Annotated in this window: 23 protein-coding genes; all 23 read right to left on the reverse strand. The window is 28.8% G+C overall.

Features of this window, described 5'->3' with window-relative positions; all coding sequences use genetic code 11:
* Positions 1-59: 59 nt before the first annotated feature.
* Positions 60-725, reverse strand: a complete 666-nt coding sequence (locus DFR80_RS11070; protein WP_114489967.1) for a hypothetical protein — start codon at positions 723-725, stop codon at positions 60-62.
* The gene (locus DFR80_RS11075; protein WP_147270187.1) at positions 725-1,141 is read right to left on the reverse strand and encodes a hypothetical protein; all 417 of its coding nucleotides are present in this window, start codon (positions 1,139-1,141) and stop codon (positions 725-727) included. Before DFR80_RS11075 ends, DFR80_RS11070 begins: the two co-directional genes overlap by 1 nt.
* Before the next feature lie 21 nt (positions 1,142-1,162).
* Positions 1,163-2,320: a DUF6765 family protein gene (locus DFR80_RS11080; protein WP_114489969.1), complete on the reverse strand. Its 1,158-nt coding sequence runs from the start codon at positions 2,318-2,320 to the stop codon at positions 1,163-1,165.
* Positions 2,321-2,560: 240 nt separating this feature from the next.
* On the reverse strand, positions 2,561-2,869 hold the full coding sequence (locus DFR80_RS11085; protein WP_114489970.1) for a hypothetical protein: 309 nt from the start codon (positions 2,867-2,869) through the stop codon (positions 2,561-2,563).
* Positions 2,870-3,116: 247 nt separating this feature from the next.
* Complete coding sequence (locus tag DFR80_RS11090; protein WP_114489971.1) at positions 3,117-3,818, reverse strand: HIRAN domain-containing protein; 702 nt, start codon at positions 3,816-3,818, stop codon at positions 3,117-3,119.
* Positions 3,819-4,076: 258 nt separating this feature from the next.
* A complete protein-coding gene (locus DFR80_RS11095) occupies positions 4,077-4,694 on the reverse strand; it encodes a hypothetical protein (protein WP_114489972.1) in 618 nt (205 codons plus the stop codon).
* 53 nt (positions 4,695-4,747) lie between these two features.
* Complete coding sequence (locus tag DFR80_RS11100; protein ID WP_114489973.1) at positions 4,748-4,927, reverse strand: hypothetical protein; 180 nt, start codon at positions 4,925-4,927, stop codon at positions 4,748-4,750.
* 329 nt (positions 4,928-5,256) lie between these two features.
* Positions 5,257-6,027: a hypothetical protein gene (locus tag DFR80_RS11105; protein ID WP_158537709.1), complete on the reverse strand. Its 771-nt coding sequence runs from the start codon at positions 6,025-6,027 to the stop codon at positions 5,257-5,259.
* Positions 6,028-6,045: 18 nt separating this feature from the next.
* A complete protein-coding gene (locus DFR80_RS11110; protein WP_114489975.1) occupies positions 6,046-7,920 on the reverse strand; it encodes a nucleoside-diphosphate sugar epimerase/dehydratase in 1,875 nt (624 codons plus the stop codon).
* A gap of 210 nt (positions 7,921-8,130) precedes the next feature.
* Entirely contained in the window at positions 8,131-8,706 is a 576-nt protein-coding gene (locus DFR80_RS11115; RefSeq protein WP_114489976.1) for a sugar transferase, read from the reverse strand.
* A gap of 106 nt (positions 8,707-8,812) precedes the next feature.
* Positions 8,813-9,838, reverse strand: coding sequence for a hypothetical protein (locus DFR80_RS11120; RefSeq protein WP_114489977.1), 1,026 nt, complete (start codon positions 9,836-9,838; stop codon positions 8,813-8,815).
* 370 nt (positions 9,839-10,208) lie between these two features.
* Entirely contained in the window at positions 10,209-13,019 is a 2,811-nt protein-coding gene (locus DFR80_RS11125; protein WP_114489978.1) for an AAA family ATPase, read from the reverse strand.
* The gene (locus DFR80_RS11130; RefSeq protein WP_114489979.1) at positions 13,019-13,585 is read right to left on the reverse strand and encodes an ABC-three component system middle component 1; all 567 of its coding nucleotides are present in this window, start codon (positions 13,583-13,585) and stop codon (positions 13,019-13,021) included. Before DFR80_RS11130 ends, DFR80_RS11125 begins: the two co-directional genes overlap by 1 nt.
* A complete protein-coding gene (locus DFR80_RS11135; RefSeq protein ID WP_114489980.1) occupies positions 13,586-14,914 on the reverse strand; it encodes a hypothetical protein in 1,329 nt (442 codons plus the stop codon).
* Positions 14,915-15,455: 541 nt separating this feature from the next.
* Positions 15,456-16,532, reverse strand: coding sequence for a mannose-1-phosphate guanylyltransferase (locus DFR80_RS11145; RefSeq protein WP_114489982.1), 1,077 nt, complete (start codon positions 16,530-16,532; stop codon positions 15,456-15,458).
* A 35-nt stretch (positions 16,533-16,567) separates the two neighbouring features.
* Positions 16,568-17,674 carry a glycosyltransferase family 4 protein gene (locus DFR80_RS11150; RefSeq protein ID WP_114489983.1) on the reverse strand — a complete coding sequence of 369 codons (1,107 nt, stop codon included), beginning with the start codon at positions 17,672-17,674 and terminating at the stop codon, positions 16,568-16,570.
* Positions 17,675-17,693: 19 nt separating this feature from the next.
* Positions 17,694-18,584 (reverse strand): SDR family oxidoreductase, encoded by an 891-nt coding sequence (locus tag DFR80_RS11155; protein WP_114489984.1) that lies wholly within the window; start codon positions 18,582-18,584, stop codon positions 17,694-17,696.
* Positions 18,585-18,599: 15 nt separating this feature from the next.
* Positions 18,600-19,574: an SDR family oxidoreductase gene (locus DFR80_RS11160; RefSeq protein WP_114489985.1), complete on the reverse strand. Its 975-nt coding sequence runs from the start codon at positions 19,572-19,574 to the stop codon at positions 18,600-18,602.
* 3 nt (positions 19,575-19,577) lie between these two features.
* Positions 19,578-20,906, reverse strand: coding sequence for a nucleotide sugar dehydrogenase (locus DFR80_RS11165; RefSeq protein WP_114489986.1), 1,329 nt, complete (start codon positions 20,904-20,906; stop codon positions 19,578-19,580).
* A 9-nt stretch (positions 20,907-20,915) separates the two neighbouring features.
* Positions 20,916-22,061 (reverse strand): glycosyltransferase family 1 protein, encoded by a 1,146-nt coding sequence (locus DFR80_RS11170; protein WP_114489987.1) that lies wholly within the window; start codon positions 22,059-22,061, stop codon positions 20,916-20,918.
* A complete protein-coding gene (locus DFR80_RS11175) occupies positions 22,051-23,430 on the reverse strand; it encodes a phenylacetate--CoA ligase family protein (protein ID WP_114489988.1) in 1,380 nt (459 codons plus the stop codon). Before DFR80_RS11175 ends, DFR80_RS11170 begins: the two co-directional genes overlap by 11 nt.
* A 25-nt stretch (positions 23,431-23,455) precedes the next feature.
* Entirely contained in the window at positions 23,456-24,343 is an 888-nt protein-coding gene (locus tag DFR80_RS11180) for a glycosyltransferase family A protein (RefSeq protein WP_114489989.1), read from the reverse strand.
* Positions 24,333-25,592 (reverse strand): O-antigen polymerase, encoded by a 1,260-nt coding sequence (locus DFR80_RS11185; RefSeq protein WP_114489990.1) that lies wholly within the window; start codon positions 25,590-25,592, stop codon positions 24,333-24,335. The genes DFR80_RS11180 and DFR80_RS11185 overlap by 11 nt, the downstream gene beginning before the upstream one ends.

Here is a 25,592-nt window from a genome sequence, read left to right on the forward strand (position 1 = left end):
GTAACTATTTAATTCAACGGAGCCAGGCAAATGCCTTTTTTATTTAGATATTTTTAGATTTACATTTTTTTCTTCACAACATTAATTATACAACCAAATTTTCTTTTATCTAAACTATAATTTTGGCTGCTAAAATATTCCCCTTCATCCAGCATCATTTCAGCAAGAATATCAGCAAATTGAGCATATTTATCTATCGTATTTCTGTTATTTTTTAGCGCTAGCTGATATTTATAAGCAAATATTAAATTGATCAATAGCTTAAGAGTATTTCTAGCCTTTCTAAGACTATTTAAGTCGATAAATACTTTTTCACCTTCAGCATTAGGCGTATGGAAACCCTGCCCATTGTTTAAATGCAGATCAATAATATTAAATAAATCTAGAAGTTTAAAATCTTTTTCACTCTCACCGGGACAAATTGAAATTAAAGATTTCAGGGTGGCCCAACTGTAATTATTTCTTAAATTTTTGCTATACTTACCTGTTTGATTATTATTTTCAATATCATTTAACTGCTCAAAAAAATCACCTATTTCTTTTTGAAAGGTCTTATCTTTAAACACTGATTCTACTCTAGAAGCTAGATTGCCATCCGAACTGCTTAGTTTATATAATAATTCTGCAATTTTTCCAGTTGTAGGCATTCCTATAGATGCTGTAGCTCCCGCGCCTAAAAAAATAAGAGTTTCTGGCCAAATAGGATTATAGCTTTCCTTATTCATTAAAAACCACTTAGAACCTTGATTTTTTTGAGTACCATTTCGCAGCAGTTATTAGCAAAAGATTTCTGCTCTTCAGCTGTTCTTTGATCATTATTATTGACTGAATTGTTGTTCTTGCAGGTTATTTCAATCTCTATTTCCACTGCTTTATTTTGTTCAAACGCAATTTTTACTAAGTTTTTTAATTCAGAAGTGTCACAAAGAAAATTAATAGTGGGAATCTTAATCCTAACTGAACTATCCACTAAATATGATTTTTTGCATTTTGGGTTTTCTTCATTAGCTTTATAAAACGCTATAAAAGTATTCCCATCAATTTTTACTGAACAACGATCTATTGGATTTATCAAAAAATGAAAATTTCTTTGCTCATCAAGTTCTAAACTAGGAATATTTCCTTTTGTCTTATAATTCACTGTCATAGTACCTCCCTATTCTTATCTCTCTTCTCTAATAATTTCAGCAATATCAACATAATCATTAGGAATAACAAGATCATTATCTAAAGCAGATTCAAAAAATAATCTTTTATACCACTGAGTTCCCTGATAATATTTATACCAGTTGGAATCCAGAAAATCATCTTCTAAATAAACTTCTTTTACGATTCTGTCATTAAAATCTTCTGAAATAAAATACTGAAAAGCTTCCTCAAGCCAGAGATTCTCATCATAATCTAAAAACTCATCATTTTCTTCAAAAAGTTCTTCATCTATCATAAATTCTTTCCAGTTTTGAATGCGAGCATCCGTTTTTTCTTTTAATACTAAGTTACTAAAAAACTTATTTTCATTTACTTCAGCAACAGAATCATCTTTATATTCTGGATTTTTATCTAAAAATGTTTTTAAATGCTTTTTAATCTCTTCAAACGCTTCAGTAAATCTTTCTTTATTGCTGATTCTCGTTGTTTTATATTCTTCAGAAAAGTCATTGGAACTATCAAAACAATATTTCCAGTCCAAATATGGCATATCAGGATAACTAAATACCTGACCGTGACCATAAGCAGGGAGATATGAATCTTTAGTTTCATATTTAACCTGATCAAATAATTTGTTTGCAAAACCTTTAAGTCCAACATCTTCTTCAATTTTATTGGAAGTAGCAAGTTCTTCTACATCATTAACCTTACTTAAAATACCCGAGAAACCCTGATGAGAAAAAGTATCTGCATAAGCATGAAGAGTAATCCCCAGTTTTATAGGGTCCCCTTCTTTTAAAGCTGCGTTAAGTATATCCAAAATAATTGGTGACTCTTTTTTGCAGCGCATCTTTTTAACAAAACTTTCTCCATCACAGCCGGGAACAAAGTGAAAAGCTGTAGTATTATTAATCATAGCACCATAATTAAAAGTATTAACTATAAAATAATCATGACAGGTAGCAGCATTAATAATCTTTTCAGAGTCGCCACAGTCTTTTTTAAGTCCTGAAAGTATAGCTTTAGGATTATCATTAGCGAGAGTTATCTTATTAACTTTTGCATCATCAACAAACTGGGAAGCATAAGCTATTTTATGGGCAGTTTCTTTTTCAATTCCAACAGAACGGGCTGTGGCAAGCAGAGCATAGAAGTGAGCATCTTTTTTCATTTCTAATCACCCTCATTATTTATTTGATAGATTCTCTATTGGAATGACTGGAATATTTGGTTGATTGAAGGGAGAATAAAAATTAGATTATTAAATATTTCATTAATCTATCTATTTACAATTATAATACAATTGTTCGTTTTATTCAAGAAAATATTCTCAATATTTTACTATAAAAATTTATGAAATATAAGTTTTATAAATTCTACTCGAATAGCTCAATATAAAAAAACCCAAAATTTAATCCTCCAGCTCTTCTCCAATCTTTTTTAACCTGTCTTTAAGCAGGCGGATTCTTTTTTCCTTCTCCTGCAGCAGCAACTCAGCCTTTTGATCAATTTCTTTATTTTTCATTTCATATTTTTGTTCTTCTCTTTTTTCCAGACTCTCCATTACCTGATCAAGATTAGTACTGAACTCATTATCAGATATTTTAGCAGCTATATTTAAATTCTTTACTTCTTTCTGCAGGAGAGATCTGCTGGAAATTGATTGAGCTAAAAATGCAACCTCTTCGTCTTCAATAATTTCTCCCTGATATTTAATCATATTCTCTCTCAACTCATTTATTTCTTTATTATTAAGTTTGGAATGCTGTTTGTATTAGATGGTACAATTTTCGTTTAGCATATGCAAGTGAGATTAATATTGATTATTTCTAAAAAAATTATAAAAAATACAGATTATATTACTGGATTAATTTGATAAATAACAAACTTTTTTTAGTTCAAAAAAAATAACCGCTACAAATAAAAGTAACGGCATTAAGTTAATCCATATTATATTTTGATATTGCCTAAGCAATAGAAAATTTGGTTTCTTCCACCTTGGGGTTAACCATCTCACCTCTAAATCTAATTTCTAAAATTTGATAGGGGCCAGACTTTGGATTAACCTCATTAATTACAGCGTCATATTCTCCCTCTTCTACTAGCTTATCAATATACCTACTGTAAACAGCTGGAACATAACCAAGTTTGTACTCTTTATCTTTAGTCCAGATTTCAATTGCATGCATATCGTAAATATTATCCTCTTCAATTTCTAAATGAAGTTCCTGTCCAGATGCTAAATTTTCTAAAGCTTTATCCCCATCATAATGTCTCCAACCTGCAATGTTGAATTTTACTGTTCCACATTTCTTCTCTTCATCAATAAGTGCCATGAATTCTAATGTATCTGTATTCAATCTACCTCCAGTTCTTTTCAGGGCCTCAAATGGCTTATTTTTTCTATCTTTACCATTTAACCTATTAAGGAATGGAGCAAATAATTTTTCAGAAGTATATTTTTGATCAATATCTTCAAAAATCTTAATCGGTTTATATCCCATCTTAATTGCATATTCAATACTCCCATGCTCATTTTCGTCTTCTCTAATATATTTAAAGTGGAAAAACCCATCTTTTTTCCATAATCTACCGATTACAATTCTTTCTCTGGTATCTGGATCCTTCCAAACAACTAAAAGCTCATTTTTATGCTTAGCAATTACCATAATCAGTCACCCTCCTTCTCGACTAAATCAAACATCCAATTTCTGCGTTCCATTAATATCTTAAAAACTAGTATTTGTTGTATACTAAAATTACCGGGAATTGCAAAGCAGTATTCCCGAAAGTTGCAAACTAAAATTCCCTATTATTGCAGGTTTTAAAAATTTAACTCAACAATTAATACTCTTTATTATGGTGAAATAAAAAACTCCCACCAGATTTTAGAGATCCAGTGAGAGTGATGACTAAATCATTAGAAATTAAATAAATTTTATAAATTTAGCATAATCATTTATTCTTTTTTCATCATGAATAGCAATAATTTCGTTAATAGCATTTATAATAGGAGAAGTTATTTCCTCCCTTAATTCAATAATTTCTTTAATTTCATTAATTAATTCATTTTCACTATGCTCCGGAAGCCTTTCGAATTCATTTTCTAAATAAAAGTCAATTATTTTCTTCTTATCCTCACACTCAACCAGTACTACCTTGCCACCAATTTTATCTTTTATATCTGAAATTATATTTAATGCCCTGGCTAAAATATCTGCTCCCCTAATAGCCTCACTACTATAATTATCATCTCTAGCAAGTTGACCTATGAGATAAACTATACTTTCTTTAGCATCTTTAGAAAATCCATCTATTTTTTTTATCTTAGAATTAGATAAAGTTTGTGGTATAATTAATGTTTTTAAAGCAATAGAAAAATAGGCAACAATATCAATTTGATTGTTAATTTCAAATTCATTTTGATCAATAATTAAATAGGTTCTTGTTAAATCTCTTTTTTCTCGATTAATAGCATCTTCTCTTATAAATTTTTCAACATCAAGATTTTTCTCGCAGGAAAAACTAGAAACAGCCTTTTTCATTAAAGAAAGCTTATCTTGAGCTTCAGCTGTTTCTATAAATTCACTTAAAGGAATTATAGTTGTTTTAATAATTCCTTACCCCTTTTCAGCTCTTTCATAGTTTGTTCAAAGTCATCTCTTTTTTTATTTAATTCAGCTCCACTTTTTTCGCGAGAAAGCTCTTTATTGATTTTTTCTATCATCTCTGGATCTGTCACTATAAACTTATCTTTTTCTAAAGAACTTGTAGCCATATATATCATCTCCTTAGATCTTTGAATTAATGACTAATTAAATTATATATCAAATCAATTAGTTTTTCAATAATTATTTCAAATATTTTCCAATAAAATTATTTGAATTATACATAATTACCGAGAATTGCAAAGTAGTATTCCCGAAAGTTGCAAACTAAAATTCCCTGTTATTGCAGGCTAAAAAATCCTACCTCAACATTTTTTGCATTTTGTTGCAATAAAAAACTCCCACCAGAATGTTATAACTCCAGCGAGAGTAACAGTCCAAAATAATATTTATTTCTATAAATTACCTCATATTTCAACAAATAAACGTTAAATATACGTTAAGGTATAAGCTCTGGATCAAAAAAATTTGGATCATATTTTTCAGGTAATATATAAACTCTTGTTTTAAAAGGGGATTTTAAGTTAAAAAGTCTTGCTTTCATTTTATCATTTAGATTATTATATGCCAGAAGCAAAATATCTATATCTTCTAAACGAGCTACTGTAGGCTCCAACCACTTAAAGCCAAAATATATAGTAATGTCATCAGTTAATTTTTCTGCTAAATTGTTATCACTTTTATTAACCACCACTGTAGTTAAATTATATTCAGATGGCTTTGATTTAATTTTTGAAATAAGTTTTTTAACTTCACCAACTTCGCCTACAACTGCTATATTTAAAACCCTATTGATTTTTTGTTCTATATTAAAAATAAACAAACGTAAAATAATGATAAAGATTATTGTAAATAAATAAAAAACAAAAAGAAAAGTCCAGCTGTAATTATATGATGGAACTAAATAATTAAAAGAACTGATTACCATTATAAAAATGGCTAAAATTACTGCTATTCTACTTAATAAATCTTTTTTTCCAATTTTATTCTCTAATTTATATAATTGAAAAATATTAATTAAAAGAATTATTAAAACTAAAGCTACAAATATTATCCCATTTAAATTATCAAGATAATACTGAAAACTAAATTCATAAAAAATTAATGCGGAAAGAAAAAAAGAGATATTTATGCTAAAAAGATCAGCAAAAAAATATAAGCTTTTTAAAATAATTTTTTTATCCTCTGCTTTTATCTTAATAGTACTCAACCTCCAGCATATAAATGACTAAACACTCTTTTTATCTTTTTTAAAATCAATCTTTTTGACATTATCTCTTCTGGGCTGATAGGTATCTACCAAATCAACTAAAGCCGCAACTATATCTCTGCCGGCGGCTTTTTCAGCAAGTTCTGCCAGTCGCTCCAGGTGTTTGTCTAAAAACTCCTGGTCTACAGCTTCCAAGTTATTGATAAAGATCCGCTCGTGTTCTGTGGCAATATTATCTTCTGTATCACATAAAAGCTCTTCGTAAAGTTTTTCTCCCGGACGAAGTCCAATTACATCAATATCTATATCCTCATAGGGAGTCAATCCTGATAGTGAGATCAAGTCTTCTGCTAGCTCCATAATCTTAACCGGCTCACCCATATCAAGCACAAAGACCTCTCCTCCCTTACCCAGGGCACCTGCCTGAATAACAAGCTGTGAGGCTTCGGGAATGGTCATAAAATAGCGGGTTATATCCTTATGGGTAACTGTTAGCGGACCTCCACTGGCAATCTGGTTTTTAAACAGGGGAATCACACTTCCCTGACTGCCTAAAACATTACCAAAACGAACAGCCATAAACTTGGTCTTTGACTTCTTATTTATAGTCTGCACAACCATCTCAGCCGCTCTTTTGGAAGCTCCCATCACATTGGTGGGGTTTACTGCCTTATCAGTTGAAATCAAGACAAAACGATCAATTTCAGACTCAGCTGCAGTTTCGGCTAAGTTTCTGGTTCCCAGGATATTATTTTTAACAGCTTCTTCCGGACTGGTCTCCATTAAGGGCACATGTTTGTGAGCAGCAGCATGGAAAACTACATCTGGAGAATGTTCTCTAAATACTTTTTCCAGCTTATTTTTATCTCTAATACTTCCAATAATAGAAATTAAATCTAAGTCCGGATACTTATCTTTTAGATCTCTTTCCAAAAAGTAAGTGTTATTTTCATTGATATCAAAGATAATGATCTTTTGGGGAGCAAATTTTGCTACCTGTCGGCAGATTTCTGATCCTATTGAACCACCACCACCGCTGACCATAATAGTTTTAGCTTCTAGATAGTCGGAGATTTCGTCAGAAATTAAATCAACCTGATCCCTGCGCAAGAGATCTTCTACTTTAACCTCCCGAATCTGATTTAGAGAAACATCACCTTTTAGAATTTCATAAACTCCGGGTACAATCTCAACCTTAACATCTTTTTTATTGCTCAGTTCATAAAATCTTTTAATTGTTTTACCTTCAGCTGAAGGAACTGCTATGATTACTTCATCTACAGAATATTCCTCAATTAGCTGCGGTATTTTTTCACTTTTTCCTAAAACTTTCTTCCCGTGAATCTCTAAGGACTGCTTATTGGGGTCATCATCAACAAGGCCGATAATTCTTTTCCCTATTTCAGGGTGTTTTTGAATCTCCCTGGTGATCATCTCTGCAGCATCACCGGCACCAATGATTAAAACTCTGCTTTTTGACTTCTTATTCTGGTTGCGGTTTAAATGGTCCTTTAATAATCTTAAGCCAAAGCGCATTCCACCGAGCAAAAAGATATCTGTCATTAGATTGATTGCTATAATACTTCGCGGGAAACCGACTCTAAAAAAATAAATATAGATTACAAATAGAGTATTAATAATAATTGTGGCTTTAAAGATAGAGTACAGCTCTGACATACTGGCATACTGCCACATCTTGTTATAAAGTGATGAAAAATAAAGAACAAAAAATGAAATAACCGTTATTGCAAGTAAATATTCAATTCTAAAATAGCGCATCCAACCGTCATCAAAGCGGAGGATAAAGGAAAATAGTACTGCCAGATTGAGTAAAATCAGGTCAATAACAATTAATCTCGGCTTTTTGTAAAGTTTAAGTAAATATTCAATCATAAAATTCAACTCCCGGTAAGATAAATTTCTCCTATTAATAGTTATCTACATTATATTTCACTTTTTACTTTAATTCAATAAATTCGACAAAGTTAGCTATTTAAAAACTCCTACTGACTTATTATCAAAGTAGTAGGAGAATCTGTGCTGTAATTAATATTTAATTTGATAAAATTAAATCAATTAGTTAGTTTAAGTTATAAAACCAATCTAATCCCCGTTCTCAATTAAACCTTCCTGTTTAATTACCTGCAGAAAAGTTATCAGAACTATTTTAAAATCAAGCAGCAGCGAATAATTCTTCTTATAATAAAGATCATATTCAAATTTTTGCTGATCATCTATATCATCTCTACCATTAATTTGAGCCCAGCCGGTAATCCCTGGCTTAAATTTATCTACTCCATACTCTTTACGATTTGCTACCAGCTCTGACTGAGAAAAAAGTGGAGGTCTTGGCCCAACAAAACTCATATCTCCTTTTAGAATATTAAAAAGCTGGGGTAGTTCATCAAGACTGGTCACCCGCAAAAACTTACCCATCTTAGTTATATACTTATCTCTGTCATTAAATTCGTTCGTAGGAACATCTGGAGTATCAATTCGCATTGTTCTAAACTTATAAATAGTAAAGGGTTTGCTATCCTCTCCGACCCGCTCCTGGGCGAATATAGGGCTTCCTTTGGACTCCAGTCTGATCAAAATAGAAATTAGAATTAAAAATGGTGATAACAAAGTTATTAAAATTAATGAAAATATGAGATCAAGTAGCCTTTTAAAAAACAATGATAGTCCTCCTGCCGTAATAGATAGTTATTCTCCTGAAAATATTTATCAACTTAATTATACTTTATAATTGCAGGGCTTTCAAATAATCGACAAAAACAATCAATTATTTACTTCCAGCAGCATATACTTCAGCTGGTGTATGACCTTTTAATAACCACATCCTGGTATTATTATGAAAATCATTAATCAACTGAATTAGATCATCCTTACTTTCAAAAACATCAATTTCAAAATCCTCTGCTAAAATACGAATTATTTCTGCTGTGCTAATGTCATTCTTGATCAGCAAAGAAAAATTAAAAATAAGCATTTCGGCTTCATCTGGCGTCAGCTTATAATCTTTAGTCAATTTCTTTTTAAACCTCCGCTGAGCAAGATTCCAGTTTTCATGACCTTTCTGAAATGCATTTTCCACTTCTTTCTTTGAAGGAATATAATAATCCAGATCTCTGCGCATTTCTCTCTCAATCAGAATCTCATGAGCATCTTCTACAGCAGTTAAAATAAAAAAGGGGCCTGCACTATAAGCAATTAAAGAATACTCCCCATATTCTATAACAACATCTAAAGGATCAATTCTCCATTTTAAATCCAGATACCTCTCCAAACAGTTATATAAAAGCTCAGGACTTAAAACTCCATAAAAGACCGCACTGCCAACTGCATATTTTATATAATTATCATTTAGACTGATCTGTTTTTTAACACTTTCTTTGTTTAAAATAGATTTAATTTTAATTCTCAATTCTTCTGGGATGAAAAAAAGAGCAGTCTCCTGATGCTGACCTAAAAAGATAACACCCCTTGCCTGAAAATATTCCGCTATATGGTAGCTAATTTCATTAAGCTCAATGTAGGCCCCAGAATAACTTTCACACTGAAAAATTGTTTCTTTCAGAAACTCAATCTGTTCTGAACCTAGGTATAAAATCCAAGACTCCAAATTAGCAGCAATTCTTTTGCTAAGTTCTTGAGTAAGTTCAGCTTTATTAAGCTGACTTATACCATGAAAATTCCAGAGCTTTCTCATCTCATTCAGTTCATTTTTTGTTAAATTTGATAATAATTTTTTATAGTTATCATTCGGTTCAATATTATCAAGTTCTTCAATCCATAAATTATCTTTCATAAACTAAGCCCCCATTAGATTTATCTTTTTCTCTATCTATTATACAACTTTAAATTATAAGAGGCAAAATAAACTGCTGTTAATCAAATTATTTTTTTAGAAAATAACTCAATTATAAAATGTAAAGACGTATTATCGAAATTTGCAAACTAAAATCCCCTATTATTGCAGATAAAAATCATGGCAGATACTTGTTAATCCCAGTAGTCAAAGTTAAATATTTGGTTTATAATAAAAATATCTTTTAAATTCAATGAATTTATATTTATTAAATGCGATATTATACATCTTCAATTAATATCTGGTGAATTTCAACTTTTGAAAACCAAATCATTTTTAACATTAATAAATATAAAAGTTCTAATTCTAATTAAGAAAAATCAACATTTTTGATTTTAGGACCATTTTCATCATAAGAATAAAAATAAAATCCTGTAGCAGATAAAAATCTAAATTTTTTCATCATTAAACGGTAAAATTTATCTTCATGTGTTGATAAAATTATTTGCTTATTAAGACCATCATCCTCACTACTGCAGCTCCTCAAAACATCAATGAATGAAATAATATTTAGATCATCCATACTCTGAATTGGATCATCCAGTAAAATAGTATTTAACCTTGTACATTGCTGTTTTAAGGCCATAGCAAGAAAAATACTTATGGCTACAATATTAACCTGAGCAGCACTAAAAGTAAAAGCAGGATTAACTGATATATAACCCGAAGAGTCCCAACATTCTATTGCTATAGTTTTATTTCCCTTACTATTTTCATCAGTACGTAAATTTATTTTTCTAAAAAACGGATGAGGGTATATTCTCTTAAAAATTTTATTAATTAATTCTTCCTGATTAGTTAAAATTTCATTGTTCATATCTGCAACAACTGAACTTATTGAATTCTTGAGTTTATTAACCCAAGCAATAGTTTGATTTAAATTCTTCTTTTGTTCTTCTACTTCAGCTATTTTCTTTTCTGTGGTTTCTAATTTCTGCTTTATCTCATTACTATTTAATTCTTTTTCTTTATAATCTATTTTGCTTAACATATTTTCAATTTGATTTAATCCCTGTTCTATAAAATTAAGATTCGCATCAGTATATTTAATATCTTCTTTAATATTTTTCTGCAAATTATCTGTATCAAAATTATTCTTATCAAATTTGTTTTTTAAAATCACAATATTTTTTTCCAAATTATTGATATTGTTTTTTAACTTTTCAATATCATTTTTATCTGTATTTATAGAAATATTATCAATTTTTTCATTTAACTTTTTTAATCTTATACTTAGATTTTTATGAATATTGTTATCTTCTAGTTTATATTTGGAAATTAAGTCACTTATCTTTTTGTTCATCTGATCAAGAGCTTTAATTTTTTCATCAATCTCATTATTATTAGAGATTTTTCTATTTATTTTATTTGTAATTTTCTCAGCCTGACTGTTTTTCGCATCAATTTCTTTTTCTATATCGGATAATAAGTCTTTAAACAGATTTAAGGTATTAGCTTCTAAAAATTTCACATCTTCCTCTTCTTCATTAATTTTATCAGTTAACTCTTGAATATCTGCCCTTAATTTTGTCACTGCCTCATTTCCTGAATTTAGTTTATCATTTATTTTGCTAATAATTTTTTTATACTTAAATTGGCTATCACAAACAGGACAACCTACTTCTTGATCGTCTTCTATATCCCGACCATTAAGAAATGATAAACTATCCGTCAATAACTGATGCAAGTTATCATTCAAAGCATTTTCTTTAGATAATTCACTTTCTAAATTTGACAAATTTTCTTTTTTTCTCACTAATTTTTTTTCTTTAGATGATATTTCTTTTTTTATATTTTCCAATTCCCCAAATAAATCTTTATCTATTTGATAATCTGGCAGTTTTCTTGACTTTAAGAATATTATTAATTTAGATATCTGCTGGCTTAATTTATTTTCTTCATTTAATCTATTTATAATAAAAAGAACGGCTTCTTTTAAGTTAGCTATATCTTTTTTTATTTCTGATTTTTTTTCTTCAAGTTCACTACAATCATTTTTGTTCCCTAATTTCTCTATTTTCAATTTTTCAATTCTTTTTGAAAGATCTTGATATTCAGGTAAATTATTTTTGATATATTGAAGATCTCTTTTTTCTTCCAATAAAGGTACTAATTTTTTCAATTCTTCAAATTCATTAATCTTTTTTAAGTAATCAGCGGAGTCAACTTTTAGTTCATTTAAGTTTTCTAATCTTCTTTTTGCATTATTTTCTTTTTCTTTAACTGATGATTTAAAATTAATAATTTCTTCTTTTATATCCTTAACAAAACCAAGATCGTTTGAAGCATTAAAGTCAGGAATATTATACTCTAAAGAAACTTTTTTAGATATTTCTTTCAAATTATTTTTTACCACTTTAAAATATTCATTTAAATTAATACTATTATCTGTTTCCTGTTCTTTTTGTTCATCAATTAATTCACTATAAGTTTTTCTCTCACTAATTAAATCATCATATTCATTATCAACAACCTCTAAGTCAGAATTTATTTCATTTAATAACTTTTGATAGTCATTTTGATGATTTAGAAAACGATGAGTACCAATCAGATTAGATATTTGTTCCCAACGCCTGGGACCTTTTAAATTACTTACAAAATAATTTAGTTTATCCTGGGTTAAAAGATGATAATCACTAAATATATCAGCAAAATTGATTCTACCCTGCCACTCCTCCCTTAAAATAATTTCATTCAGTTTTTCCATTGCATCATCTTCAAAATATTCCTGACCATCTTTTCTCTTCAAAGATACAACACTTCTATAATTTCCATAATCACTACCTTTATTTTTATAATTATCTGCCTGTCTTTTTAATACATATTTTTCTTGCTTATTTCCAAAATATATTTTAACTTCAGCAGCTTTTTCAACTTTTTCACCTGCTCCAAACTTATGATTTATAAAATGTGTTTTTGTTTTCTCTTCGTTGGGATCTTCATAACGAAATAATTTCCCGGTAAACCCCCACTCTAAAGCGTCATAAAAAGAAGTTTTACCAAATCCATTTGATCCTGATAAAATTGTTAGATCTGTACCCTCTTCTAGTTTAAATACCCGCGGCTCTCGAAAACCTCGGAAATGATCAATCTCAACTTTTAAAATTTGCAAATCCTCCATTATAGGGTGTCACTCTCCTCAAAAGCAAGTTTTCTAATTTCATCTTTATTCTCTAAAGGATTAAATATTTCATTTTTAGAAAGCTTTGAATTTTTAATCCCCATTTTTTTAATTAACTTTTCATAAAAATCTTTTTCGCTAAATGATTTTGTTGATTGCGATAAATTGTAGAAATTTTTACTAATTGGAAGTTTAAGATTCAAATTATTTATAAGCTCTTTTTCATTTCCCATTGGAATAACTAACTTACGACATATATATTTATTTCTTTCAATATCATATATTTTTGATTGATTTATTTCAGATTGTGATTTATAAAATAATAAATAATAAATATCCCAGCGTAAATCCATACCTTTATATAGTTCATTTTGTAAATATAGTGCAATGTCCTCGTTTTGATAATCCTCCCAATTCTCTTCCAACTCTTTAAAAGAATTAAATATACTATAAACAAATAAATATTTTTTCTCTTCTAGATCTGTAAAATAAGAATCAAAATATTCCAAATCATCACTTTTGTGTTTTTTTAAATCATAATAACTTTTCAAAATATTTTCTAACATTTATTTAACCTCCAGCAGCTTATTTAATCTTTTAATTAAATCATCTTTAGTCTCATCAAGTTTTATCTCGAGCATAAAGCAATTACCACAATGAGTTATAACAGACTGATCTGCATATAAATCAAGCTCAGAATATTCTTTTCCCTCAGCTGAAGGAACTTCACCTATACAATTAATAACTGAATTTAAATCTAATTCATAGCCATATGGTTTATTCTCACAAAAAACAGCTGAATTACCAACTAAATATTTACTAATAGAACTTAAATCAGAAAATTTAGAGTTCTCATATGTAAAAAAATCAATAATAGCCTTATCAACCCTTTTTTTATCTTTTGTATATAAATAGCAAATACTATGCTTTTCAGTAATTTTGAGAGGATAACCAATTTCATGTTTTAGCTTTAAATTAGGAAATTTAATTGAAATTAAAGTCAGAGTAAAAATAATTCTTTTTATGTAATCATATTTCTCATAATAATTTATTTCTCTCATTTTTTTATAAGGTGGTGGAAAAGGTAATAATATTGCATTAATTAAAAGCTGAAATTCCTTTTCTCCCTGTTGATCAATTCTCTCTAATATTTCTGTTAATTTTCCTAAAAATAAACCCCTTATTTCAGAATTATCGTAATCATCAGTTTCATGTTCTCTATAAATTTTTTCTAATAATTCGTCAAAAGTTAGCTTATTTTCATTCTCCAATTTTTCTACTTTTTCAATCAATAAATCTAACTTATTAATAACTTGCGGCATATCTAAATTATAATCTTCTATGAAAGCATTTAATTCTTCTTTTGTTTTCATTGTAATTTCGACATTTTCTTCTAAATAATCAATTATTAAATCATTAAATCTATGTTCATTATCCTTAATCTTTTTTTGCAACTTATTTCTAAAATGACATAAAAGATTACAACAAATTGACTCGACATCATCTCTAGTTAAATTATTTCCACCAATCCAAAAATGTTTTTGCAAATGGTTAACTAAATTATCTGTGAATTCTTCTTCATTCATTTTTAATAATTCATTATTAGCAAAAGAAACATCAGATCTTTTGATTGCACCTATAAAATCTTCAACTTCTAGCCCAACTTCCCCATCCTGAGAAGTATATTGTTCAAGTATTTTCTTTTCTTCTTCAATTGTCTCAGAAATCGCTTCTCTAAATAAATCTTCAAGCTCATCCTTATTATCTTTAAATCCTACTGCTTCAGTAAAAGTTTCCCAAATTGCTGAAGCAACTCCCATATCATTTTTATCTTTAAAAGCTAAAATTCCCTTACTTATACCTATAACAATATTTATTGTTGAGGATAGCTCCATAAAAAAAACTCCTTTTTGAAAATATTAATTTCCATAGTAATATATTCAATAACTAGTTATATTCCCCTTTATTTTTTAATATCTCAACTTTTTTTCACTATAACTTCCTCCATAATGTGTTATTTAAAAATTATTGGGAATTACAAAGTAACAATGCAGAAAGTTGCAAACTGAAATTCCCTATTATTGCAGTAAACACAATTACAAATTTTAGTAAAACCAGTAAAATCTTATTTATCACTGCCAACTGGTACACAATTCAATTAGCAGGTGGTACATTTTTTGCTTAGCAAAGCAGCGGTTTCTGCTGCTGGCACTTTTTCTAGCACAAGCTAAAAAAATGACCGGCTTCTTTGCCGGAACCTCCCCGCAGACTCCGCAGTTAAAATTTATGAAAGCAATCAACTTACTCCAGATAAACAAAAAACTCCCACCTAAATTTTTCTGGTGAGAGTAGTAGTGTAATGATAACTGCATTTAATATTCAATTCGACAAATTTATCCATATATCGAGTGATGCAAGACACAATCACGTTTTACTTTATAAACAATCCTCCAAACCATCATCGGCCAAAATATTTCTAATCTCTTTAACTTCTTGAGCTCGCTTTTTATCACAGATTAAAATAGCATCTTCTGTATCAACTATCACTACATCATCAAGTCCAATAGTTGTTACTACTTTATTAGGACTGTGAATAATAGAATTAGTAGTATCTATACCATAATGCTTACCTATAACGATATTACCATCATCATCCACCTTTTTAATTCTTTCTAAGGCAGGCCAGCTACCAAGATCATCCCAGCCAAAAGAACCAGGAATAACAAAGATATCATCTGCTTTTTCCATAATTCCATAGTCAATGGAAACACTCTTCATATTTTCGAATTCATCTCTAATTACTTTTTCAGCTAAATCTGTTCCTAAAGCACCTTTTATTCTTTTTAAAGACTCATACATTTCAGGTAAATGAGTCTCTATATTAGATAGAATACTGCTTAACTGCCAGATAAACATCCCACTGTTCCAAAGATATGTTCCTTCCTCTAAAAACTCTTTAGCAGTGCTCAAATCAGGTTTTTCAGTAAAGTTCTTAACTTCAAATACCTGGTCACCATCTATAGTATGTAATTTATCACCAAAGTGAATATATCCATATCCTGTTTCTGGGTGAGTTGGCTCAATACCAATAGTAACTAAGTTTTTACCGGTAGCTGCAGTCATAATTGATTTTCTTAAAATATCTACAAATCTTTTTTGATCTTTAATTAAATGATCAGCCGGTAAAACAACCATTGTTGAACCAGGATATTTATCTTCAATAACTACTGAAGATAAGCCTATACAGGCAGCGGTATTTCTTTTCATTGGTTCTACTATTATGTTTTCTTCTGGTATACCATCCAACTGTTTTTTGATTGCTTTTTGATAAGCTTCATTAGTTGCAATAAAAACCTGTTCTAAAGGAACAAGTTCATTAATTCTTTCTACAGTCTCCTGCAGCATTGTTTTTTGATCATCATTTAGCTTTAAAAACTGTTTCGGATGGTCTTTTCTGCTTAACGGCCAGAATCTAGTTCCTTCTCCTCCAGCCATTATTAATGCTGTTATCATTTATGCCACCTCAGTCTTATTATATAAATTAATTTTTATAATTCCATTGCTTCCATGATTGATTTATTAACAATTTCTACATCATATTTCTCTTTAATTATCTGCAGACTTTTCTTACCCATTTGTTTCTGCAGCTTCGGATCATTTATTAAAGTTATCATTTTTGCTGCTAAATCATCTGCATCTTTTAACTTTACTAAAAATCCATTTTCTCCATTATCAACTGTTTCCCTGCAACCTGGAGCATCAGTCGTAATAATAGGCCTTCCCATAGCCATTGCTTCTAAAACCGTTTTAGGAGTACCCTCATGGTAAGAGGGCAGTACAAATACACTGCTCTGCTCAATGTATGGTCTTACATCTTCCCGATACCCAAAATACTCTATTATATCATTTGCAATATATGGCTCCAGATCTTCAGACTTCAGTGCAGATGGATTACTATCAAAGGGTCCTACTAATAAAAATCTTGTGGCAGGATATGATTCTTTCACTTTTTTAGTTGCCTCTAAATATTCAATTATACCTTTATCTTTGATTAACCTGCCTATAAATAAAAAAGCATTTACTTCAGGCAACGGTTTTGGTTTGAACTCATTTGTATTAACACCAGAACCATTAATAATAACAGTATTTTCTTTATCAACTATTCCTTCTTTGATAAATAAGTTTCTATCATCATTATTTTGAAAAAATAGCTTTTTATTGAAGTTAGAAGCTAATTTATACTCGAATTTCATTATAGTTTTAATTAAGCGATTCTTTAATCCCTCACCTCTAAAAATAGATCCAAGACCAGCAATTAAAGAATAAACATCTTTTATTCCATTTATTCTGGCTGCAATACTGCCGTAAATAACGGTTTTAGCCTGATATGCAAATATCTTTTCCGGCTTTTCTTTTTTTATAATTTTAAATAACTCAACTAAAGTTTTTAAATCTTTTAATGGATTAGTTCCATTTCGATCTACATTGATATTTAAATATTTAATATTATGTTCTTTAAATTTATCTTTCCATTCATTTATACTTTCAGATCCTACAGCTACAACCTCGTGACCATTTTTAATAAAGGATTTCATCATATCTAATCGAAACCAAAACAAGGATTTTGTATGACTGGAAAGAACAAGTATTTTCATTATTTATAGACTCCTAAGTTTATTTATATTGATCTATTTCAATTTTTATTCCCTCTTCAAACTTTATCGGCTGATAATCAAAATCTTCAGCTGCCTGGGCATGAGAATAATGTCTATCTTCACCCATTCTCTGAACTCTTTCGATATAATCAATTTTATTTAAAGAAATAAGTTTAAGCAGTTTTGCCATTAATACTCCGATATTTAATGGTACACTTAAAAAATATGTTTTCTTACCGAGTCCATCTGATATTAGTTTAAAAACTTCCATCATTTTTATTGGCTGATCTCCAGATAAGACATATGACTTATTTTTAGTTACTTTTTCAGATGTAGTTAAGACTTTATAATAAGCTTTCCCTAAATCTCTTGCATTAACAGGCTGCAGCAGGCTTTTGCCATTATCTATAACAGGCATTACCCTTAGATAATCAATCATTTTAATAAATTTACTCATATTACTGTCACATAAATCTCCATAGATCATTGTTGGTCTTAATATATTAACATTCATCTCTTTTTCTTTATTATTTTCTAAGAGACTATTAATTTCTGCTTCAACTTCTTCATATTCTTGGGAAGCGTTTTTATATTTAGAAAAAATTCCAGTAGTATGTACCAGTACTACTTTACTGACTTTATTTTGTAAAGCATATTTAACTACTGCAGGAGAGTGATGAATATTATAAATATGCATCACTTTATCTACCCCGGTCATTGCTTTTGCAATTGTTTCTTCATTATTTAAGTCTCCAACTATTTTTTCAATATTTAAGCCACTATTATCCAAAAGAGATGTATCCGAACTTTCTCTAACAATACATTTAATTTTTTCCTGATAATTATGTTTAATTAATTCTTTTAAAAAATATCTACCGCTGTGACCTGTTATTCCTGTAACTAATAACATTAATGCACCTCTTTGCTATATATTCTCTTTATACCACTCTATAGCTTCAGCAAAACCTGATTTGAAATCCCAATCCGGATCATAGTTCAATAATTCTTCTGCCTTTGAAATATTAGCCAAACTGTGCTTTATGTCCCCAGGTCGTTCTGGAGCATAAATTGGTTCTCTCTCAATTTCCAGCTTTTCACACATTAGATCATAAATCTGATTGATTGTAAATCTTTCGCCATAAGCAATATTAAATGCTTCTCCAGCTGCTTTACTGTCTGCTGCACAGGCTTTAAGGTTAGCTTCAATTACATTCTCTATATAGGTGAAGTCTCTTGACTGTTCACCGTCACCATAGATTTCAACCTGGTTACCATCTTTTAAGATTTTAATAAACTTGGGTATTACAGCAGCATATTCAGAAAATGGATCCTGTCTTCTGCCAAATACATTAAAATATCTTAAACCTATACATTCTAAATTATAGCTTTTAGTATAAAGTTTAGAATACTCTTCCTTAACTGATTTTGTTAGAGCATAAGGAGATAAAACCTGTCCTTCTTTACCTTCTTCTTTTGGTAATTCCTTAGAATCACCATAGACAGAAGATGAAGAAGCATAAACAAATTTTTTAACATTATTTTGTCTGGCTGCTTCCATCATATTGGAAGTCCCTTTAATATTATTATCTTCATAGATTAGAGGTTCTCTCATTGATCGGGGTACAGAACCTAATGCTGCCTGATGTAAAATATAATCAACACCCTCTGCAGCTTTTAAACAGGTATCATATTCTCTAATATCTCCTTCAATAAAATTAAAGTTTTCATTATTTATAAACTCTTCAATATTTTCTTTTCTGCCATTAGAAAAGTTATCAATTCCTCGAACTTCATAACCTAAATCAAGTACAGCTTCAACTAAATTAGACCCTATAAATCCTGCTGCACCTGTGATTAAAAATACTGATCCATCTGCAAATTCTAAATCCCGATATCCCATTAATTAAAGCCTCCAGTATATATAGTTTTCAGCTTCTGCTTCTTCTTTATCAAATAATCCTTTAACATCCATCAATACATAACCATCATTATCTGTCTCAGCATCCTGATAATATAAGTCTTTTATGTTATCTAAATTAAATTCTGCAAATTCATCATGGGCAACTGCAAATATTACAGCATCTGCATCTTTGACTTCATTTTTTGTAATTGTTTCTATATCATATACTTCTTTAAGATCTTCTTTGTCTGCTACCGTATCAACTATTTCTACTTCTACCCCATATTCTTTTAATTCCTTTATTACATCAACTACTTTAGTATTTCTAACATCCGGACAGTTTTCTTTAAAGGTTATACCAAAGATAGCTACTTTTGAACCTTTTATCTGTTTATTAGCGTTGATCATTTTTTTGACAGTCTGTTCTGCTGTATACTTCCCCATATTATCATTTATTTTTCTACCTGATAATATAATCTGAGAATGATAACCTATCTGTTCTGCTTTATAGGTTAAATAATAGGGGTCTACTCCTATACAGTGTCCTCCTACTAAACCGGGAGTGAAGTTTAAAAAGTTCCATTTAGTACCTGCTGCTTTTAAAACTGATTTGGTATCAATACCTAATTTATCAAAAATCACAGAAAGTTCATTCATAAACGCAATATTTATATCTCGCTGTGAATTTTCTATTACTTTAGCTGCTTCCGCTACTTTAATGCTCTCTGCTTTATGAACACCAGCATCAATTACCATCTCGTAAACTGCAGCAATTTCATCTAAAGATTCCTGATCCATCCCTGAAACTACTTTAACAATAGTATTTAACCTATGTACTTTATCTCCAGGATTTATTCTTTCTGGTGAATATCCTACTTTAAAGTCTTGACCACATTTTAAACCTGATTCTTCCTCTAAAATAGGTATACAGATTTCTTCTGTTACTCCTGGATAGACTGTTGATTCATAAACTACTATAGAACCTTTAGTTAAATTTTTACCAACACTTCTACTGGCTGATTTAACTATTGATAGATCAGGTTTTTTATCTTTAGTAATTGGTGTTGGTACAGCAACTATATGAAATTTAGCTTCTTTTAGTTTGCTTTCATCTGCAGTAAAAAAAGCAGTAGAATCTTTTACTGCCTGATCTCCTGCCTCTTTTGTTACATCTATACCATTTTTATATTTTTCTACCTTTTTCTGATTAATATCAAAAGCAATTACATCTGCTTTTTCAGCAAAAGCAACTGCTAAAGGTAAACCCACATAACCAAGTCCTACTATTGATACTTTTTCTTCTTTGTTTATTACTCTATTTGATAAAGTCATATATACCACCTAACTATATAATTTTTTGTGTTGGTTAAGATAGAAATTCTGAAGTTCTTCCGCTGTATTTTGGATATCGTATCCAGCATCAACAATTTGTTTATAATAATCTCTATTATTATTATAATCTTTAAATTTCAGAACTATATCCGCCCAATGTTTTGTAGATTTATCTAAAGAAATTCTTTTTACTAAATCAGTTATGTTAATTTCTTCTGGTACTTCATCTGAAATAATAGTTTTAGCACCAGCAGCTTGTGATTCTAATGCTACAATTCCAAACCCTTCATATCTCGAAGGGAAAAGAAATATATCAAACATCATCATTAATTCATTAACATCATTTCGCAAACCCAAAAATTTAACTTTATCCTGTAAGTTTATTTCTTTAACTTTTCTTTTAATTTTATCTTCTAATTCCCCAGCTCCAACTAAAATTAAAATTGCTGAAGGATCTTGGATAGAAATCTTTTTAAAAATATCTATTAAGAATTCATGGTTTTTTTGATAAGTAAAGCGACCAACATGACCAATGACAAAAGCTGAAGAATCTATATCTAATTGTTTTCTTTTTTTTAAAGCTAAATTTTTATTATATCTAAATTTCTTAGTTTTTATTGCATTTCTAACTATTTTCAACTTGGTATCAGCAATTCTTTTTCCAAATAGCCACTTTCCTGCCTGTTTGCTGCAGGCAAAAAAGTGAGTTGTATTATTATTAATAAAAAAAGAATGATACTTTTTAATTAAAAATTTAAATAAATTTTTTAAAGTAACTTTATAATCTGCAGTATGACTATGTGCTATTCTTATAGGAATATTATTTTTTTTAGCTATAGGAATAAAAAAACCAGCCCAGGTATTCATATGACAGTGTATTATTTTATATTCATCTTTTTTTTCTTTAAAAAATTCGTCTACCTTTTTTCTGTATTTAAAATAACCTTTTTGGCTTATATGCGAAATATTATATATTTTGCCACCCATTTTTTTAATCTCTTCATCAAATATTCCTTTATCTTTTCTCGTTACTAAAAAATCAAATTGAACCTTTTCTTTATCCATATTACGATAAATATTCATTAATAAATTCTCTATACCTCCATGATCCATAACACTTACTATATGTAAAACTCTAACAGGTTTATTGAGCATTTAAATCCTCCTGCGCAACTTTATTCTTTACTAATTTATATTTTCCACTTTTTTCTCTTTTAATTCTATCAACTATTTTAAAATCAATCTGCATATCACTTCCAAATTTATGTCTAATTTCATCAATTAACATTTGCCTATAGTTATCTGTGAATTCTTCTTCTAAAACTAATTTGACTAACATATGATTTAAAGAATCCTGAATTAATTGAGATTTAACAATAATATTAGGCATATTTTTAAAGATGTTTGCTATATTGCCAAGATTAACTTTAGCACCTTCAGTTGTATACAAAAAATCAACTACTCTACCCTCTATCGATTTAACTAAAGGAGTATTAAAACCACAACCACAACTCTTATCTTCATCTTCAAAAATCATCTTATCCCCAATTTTATATCTGATAAGGGGAGTTCCATAAGTAGTAAAACTAGTAACAAGAATTTCATTAGAATTTTCCATAGTTTCTATAACTCCTGATGTAATATCATAATGATAATTCCCTTCTTCACATTCCCAAACGAATGGAGCTCCTTCTGAAGAAGCATATTGATCTCTTACTTTTGTGTTAAATGCTTTTTCTATAACTTCTCTATGCTCTGAAGTAACTGTTTCAGAAGTAGGAAAAACTGCTTCAAGATCAAAATTGATAGAAATATTATTTCTTAATATATAAGAAGCAATATCATAAATCGAAGAGACAAAACCATCAATAGCAGCTGGTTTGAATTTATTCAAACTTTCAATATAGTAAGGGATATTTTCTTCTGTAATATGAAATGAAGAATAAACCATTTGTTTTGCAGCAGCATTATAACGCCAAAAAATTTTCTTTTTTTGTCCAGGAGGTACTATATGTTTACCCATGAAAGTAGCTCTCTTCATTTTCAAATTTTTAAATCCGTTTTTAAATTTAAAAAAATCTAAAGTAGCCATTCGTTTCTGCATATCTTCAGGGGTAAAATACACAACCAATGACTTACCAGTAGTTCCGCCAGTGTGCCCTTCTACAGCATTTTTTTTTGATATAGTGATAACATTATCTATATTTTTACGTAACATCTCTTTTGTTACTATTGGCAGTTTTTTTAAATCTTCTAAACTTTGAAAAGAAGTTATATCAATATTTTTATATAACTCTTTATAAAAATTGCTTTTTTCTATTGTATTTTTTAGCAAACTCATTAATTCTTGAAATTGAAGTTCTTTTAATTCTTCCTTTGACAAATTATGTATATCATCTAAATAATTTAAGTGTTTATAATATTCTTCTTTATATCTATTTCTCATAACTTTAAATCCATATAGAGTGGCCATAACATTTTGAAACCATATTGGCGAATTATCATAGATTTTCTGATACTTCATTGCTAACATCCTTTCCTTATAAGTTTTATAGATTCTTATACTTAAAAAACCAATAAAATAGAGCTGGGAAATACGCTAGTATAGCTAAAACTTTATAAGGAAACTCATCAAAAGGATCTGATTTTTTACTCAGAATAAAACCTACCATATATTTAATAGTTTTCATATATCTTTCTTTTAAAGATGTAGAATATATTGCCGCTTGCTTATTTAACTCCATATAACCTTTAGGATTATCTTTTATTAATTTTCGTACATTATTTGTATACCCATCATCAAGATATTTGCAAATATATATAACCTCGTTTAATAAATACATCTGATATTTTTGATCAATTTGATTATAAACATAACCTTCTCCTATAAATTGCTCATCCTTTGCTACCCAAAAAGGATATTTTTCTAAAATATTTGTTCTAAATAATAAAGCGGTATCTCCTCTAAAATTATATTTTGAATATAATTTATTTAAAGGAGAATATTTAATTTTTGTGGGTAACCAGGTACCAATAGGAGTTTGTTTGTCCAATCCCCTCAATGCAACAATTCCGCTAATTTTATTTTTATCTTGTATTTTATCCCATTTTGAAATCAAAAGTTCAACGGCATCATGAGTAAAATAATCATCTGAATCTAAGCAAATAAAAAGTTCAGTATCTGTTATCTTAACTGCTTTATTATGCGCTCTTTGTTTCCCACCATTTTTCTGTTTATAATATTTAATTTCTATTTTATCTTCTTTTATCCATTTTTTAACTAAAGATTCAGTATTATCTGTTGAACCATCATCAATTATTAACCAAACAAAAGATTTATTGGTTTGATTTAAAAGGCTGTTGTATGCTTGTTCTAATATGTAAGCCCTATTATATGTTGGAGTAAATACTGTAAGTCTTTTATTATTAATATTCATAAAAATCAACCTTTAAGATTAATTTTTTTCTAGTCAGAAACCAAATCCAAAAAATATATTGTACCCATGTTGATAAAATTGAAAAATATTTATCATCAAAAAATTGCATAAATAACGGAAACATCATAATAGAAAACAATATAATTAAAAAGATATTATTCTTTTTAGAAATTCTAACTTTATGAAACAAAAATCCATGTATCATGCCTAATATAAATTGAATAACAAAAGCAAACAACAAGCCAAAATCTCTAGTATAATAATGTAAAACAGTATATACATTTGAAACAATATTTAAGTTGTTAATTTCCATTTTTGTAAATTCCTGAATATTACTTACAACTTCAACATCTGAACCTAAAAAATCTAATATTGCATAAATAAATCTAAATGTATTCTTACCAAACAACAGCGAATTAGATTCTTTAAGAAATTTAACAAAAACGACCATAGGAGGTGCAAAATAATTCATAAAAGAGAATTGCAAAATTTTAATTGGGTTATTTTCTAAAGCACTTATATTAAAAAACTTCCATATAGAAGTTATAGAAAAAATAACAATAATTAAAAAGAATAAAACAATTCCCCATTTAGCTATTTTCTTATTGTTATAATTATTTATAATCAAAAATAAAAACATCATTGTCATAATAATCATTATCATTCCAGATCTAGACATTGTAAATATAACTGGAATAGAAATAAGTAAATTTAAGAAAAAGTAAAACTTATTTTTTTGATTTTTATTTAACATATATATAGCAAATGAAACAATTGGAAAAATAATAACAAAAAATCTAAGTCGTTCAATAATAATATTCGATTCATATGTGCCATATTTTGATGCATTCATTATTGAATACCACAGATTATTTACATAATAAACCTGTAATGACCTATATAATTTATATACAATTATTGAAACTATAATCACTTGTATTCCTAAAAGAAAACTAAAACTATAAGGATTAAATGTTACACTATAACTAATTTTATTGTTAACAGTAGGGCTTTTTCTAATTTGTTTATAATTAAAAACAAAAAAACCCATAAAGAAAAAAACAAAACCCACTGAAAATACTATATAATAAAAATCATTGGTATAATGATATCCAAAACTAAATAAGATAATTATATACATTAATATCCATTCAATAGATAAAATAAAAACTGGATTCAAAAAATCTCTCCATAATTTCCATGATATTAAACCTATAATAATACAAATAAATAATCCTATTACAGACAT

The organism is Halanaerobium sp. ST460_2HS_T2, from assembly GCF_003337665.1.
In the GTDB taxonomy this organism is placed as follows: domain Bacteria; phylum Bacillota; class Halanaerobiia; order Halanaerobiales; family Halanaerobiaceae; genus Halanaerobium; species Halanaerobium kushneri.

What these genes read in the sequence shown, in the direction of transcription:
- DFR80_RS11070 (WP_114489967.1), bottom strand. Translation starts at nt 725, where the DNA reads ATGAATAAGGAAAGCTATAATCCTATTTGGCCAGAAACTCTTATTTTT.
- DFR80_RS11080 (WP_114489969.1), bottom strand. Translation starts at nt 2,320, where the DNA reads ATGAAAAAAGATGCTCACTTCTATGCTCTGCTTGCCACAGCCCGTTCT.
- DFR80_RS11085 (WP_114489970.1), bottom strand. Translation starts at nt 2,869, where the DNA reads ATGATTAAATATCAGGGAGAAATTATTGAAGACGAAGAGGTTGCATTT.
- DFR80_RS11090 (WP_114489971.1), bottom strand. Translation starts at nt 3,818, where the DNA reads ATGGTAATTGCTAAGCATAAAAATGAGCTTTTAGTTGTTTGGAAGGAT.
- DFR80_RS11095 (WP_114489972.1), bottom strand. Translation starts at nt 4,694, where the DNA reads ATGAAAAAGGCTGTTTCTAGTTTTTCCTGCGAGAAAAATCTTGATGTT.
- DFR80_RS11100 (WP_114489973.1), bottom strand. Translation starts at nt 4,927, where the DNA reads ATGGCTACAAGTTCTTTAGAAAAAGATAAGTTTATAGTGACAGATCCA.
- DFR80_RS11110 (WP_114489975.1), bottom strand. Translation starts at nt 7,920, where the DNA reads ATGATTGAATATTTACTTAAACTTTACAAAAAGCCGAGATTAATTGTT.
- DFR80_RS11120 (WP_114489977.1), bottom strand. Translation starts at nt 9,838, where the DNA reads ATGAAAGATAATTTATGGATTGAAGAACTTGATAATATTGAACCGAAT.
- DFR80_RS11125 (WP_114489978.1), bottom strand. Translation starts at nt 13,019, where the DNA reads ATGGAGGATTTGCAAATTTTAAAAGTTGAGATTGATCATTTCCGAGGT.
- DFR80_RS11130 (WP_114489979.1), bottom strand. Translation starts at nt 13,585, where the DNA reads ATGTTAGAAAATATTTTGAAAAGTTATTATGATTTAAAAAAACACAAA.
- DFR80_RS11135 (WP_114489980.1), bottom strand. Translation starts at nt 14,914, where the DNA reads ATGGAGCTATCCTCAACAATAAATATTGTTATAGGTATAAGTAAGGGA.
- DFR80_RS11145 (WP_114489982.1), bottom strand. Translation starts at nt 16,532, where the DNA reads ATGATAACAGCATTAATAATGGCTGGAGGAGAAGGAACTAGATTCTGG.
- DFR80_RS11150 (WP_114489983.1), bottom strand. Translation starts at nt 17,674, where the DNA reads ATGAAAATACTTGTTCTTTCCAGTCATACAAAATCCTTGTTTTGGTTT.
- DFR80_RS11155 (WP_114489984.1), bottom strand. Translation starts at nt 18,584, where the DNA reads ATGTTATTAGTTACAGGAATAACAGGTCACAGCGGTAGATATTTTTTA.
- DFR80_RS11160 (WP_114489985.1), bottom strand. Translation starts at nt 19,574, where the DNA reads ATGGGATATCGGGATTTAGAATTTGCAGATGGATCAGTATTTTTAATC.
- DFR80_RS11165 (WP_114489986.1), bottom strand. Translation starts at nt 20,906, where the DNA reads ATGACTTTATCAAATAGAGTAATAAACAAAGAAGAAAAAGTATCAATA.
- DFR80_RS11170 (WP_114489987.1), bottom strand. Translation starts at nt 22,061, where the DNA reads ATGCTCAATAAACCTGTTAGAGTTTTACATATAGTAAGTGTTATGGAT.
- DFR80_RS11175 (WP_114489988.1), bottom strand. Translation starts at nt 23,430, where the DNA reads ATGAAGTATCAGAAAATCTATGATAATTCGCCAATATGGTTTCAAAAT.
- DFR80_RS11180 (WP_114489989.1), bottom strand. Translation starts at nt 24,343, where the DNA reads ATGAATATTAATAATAAAAGACTTACAGTATTTACTCCAACATATAAT.
- DFR80_RS11185 (WP_114489990.1), bottom strand. Translation starts at nt 25,592, where the DNA reads ATGTCTGTAATAGGATTATTTATTTGTATTATTATAGGTTTAATATCA.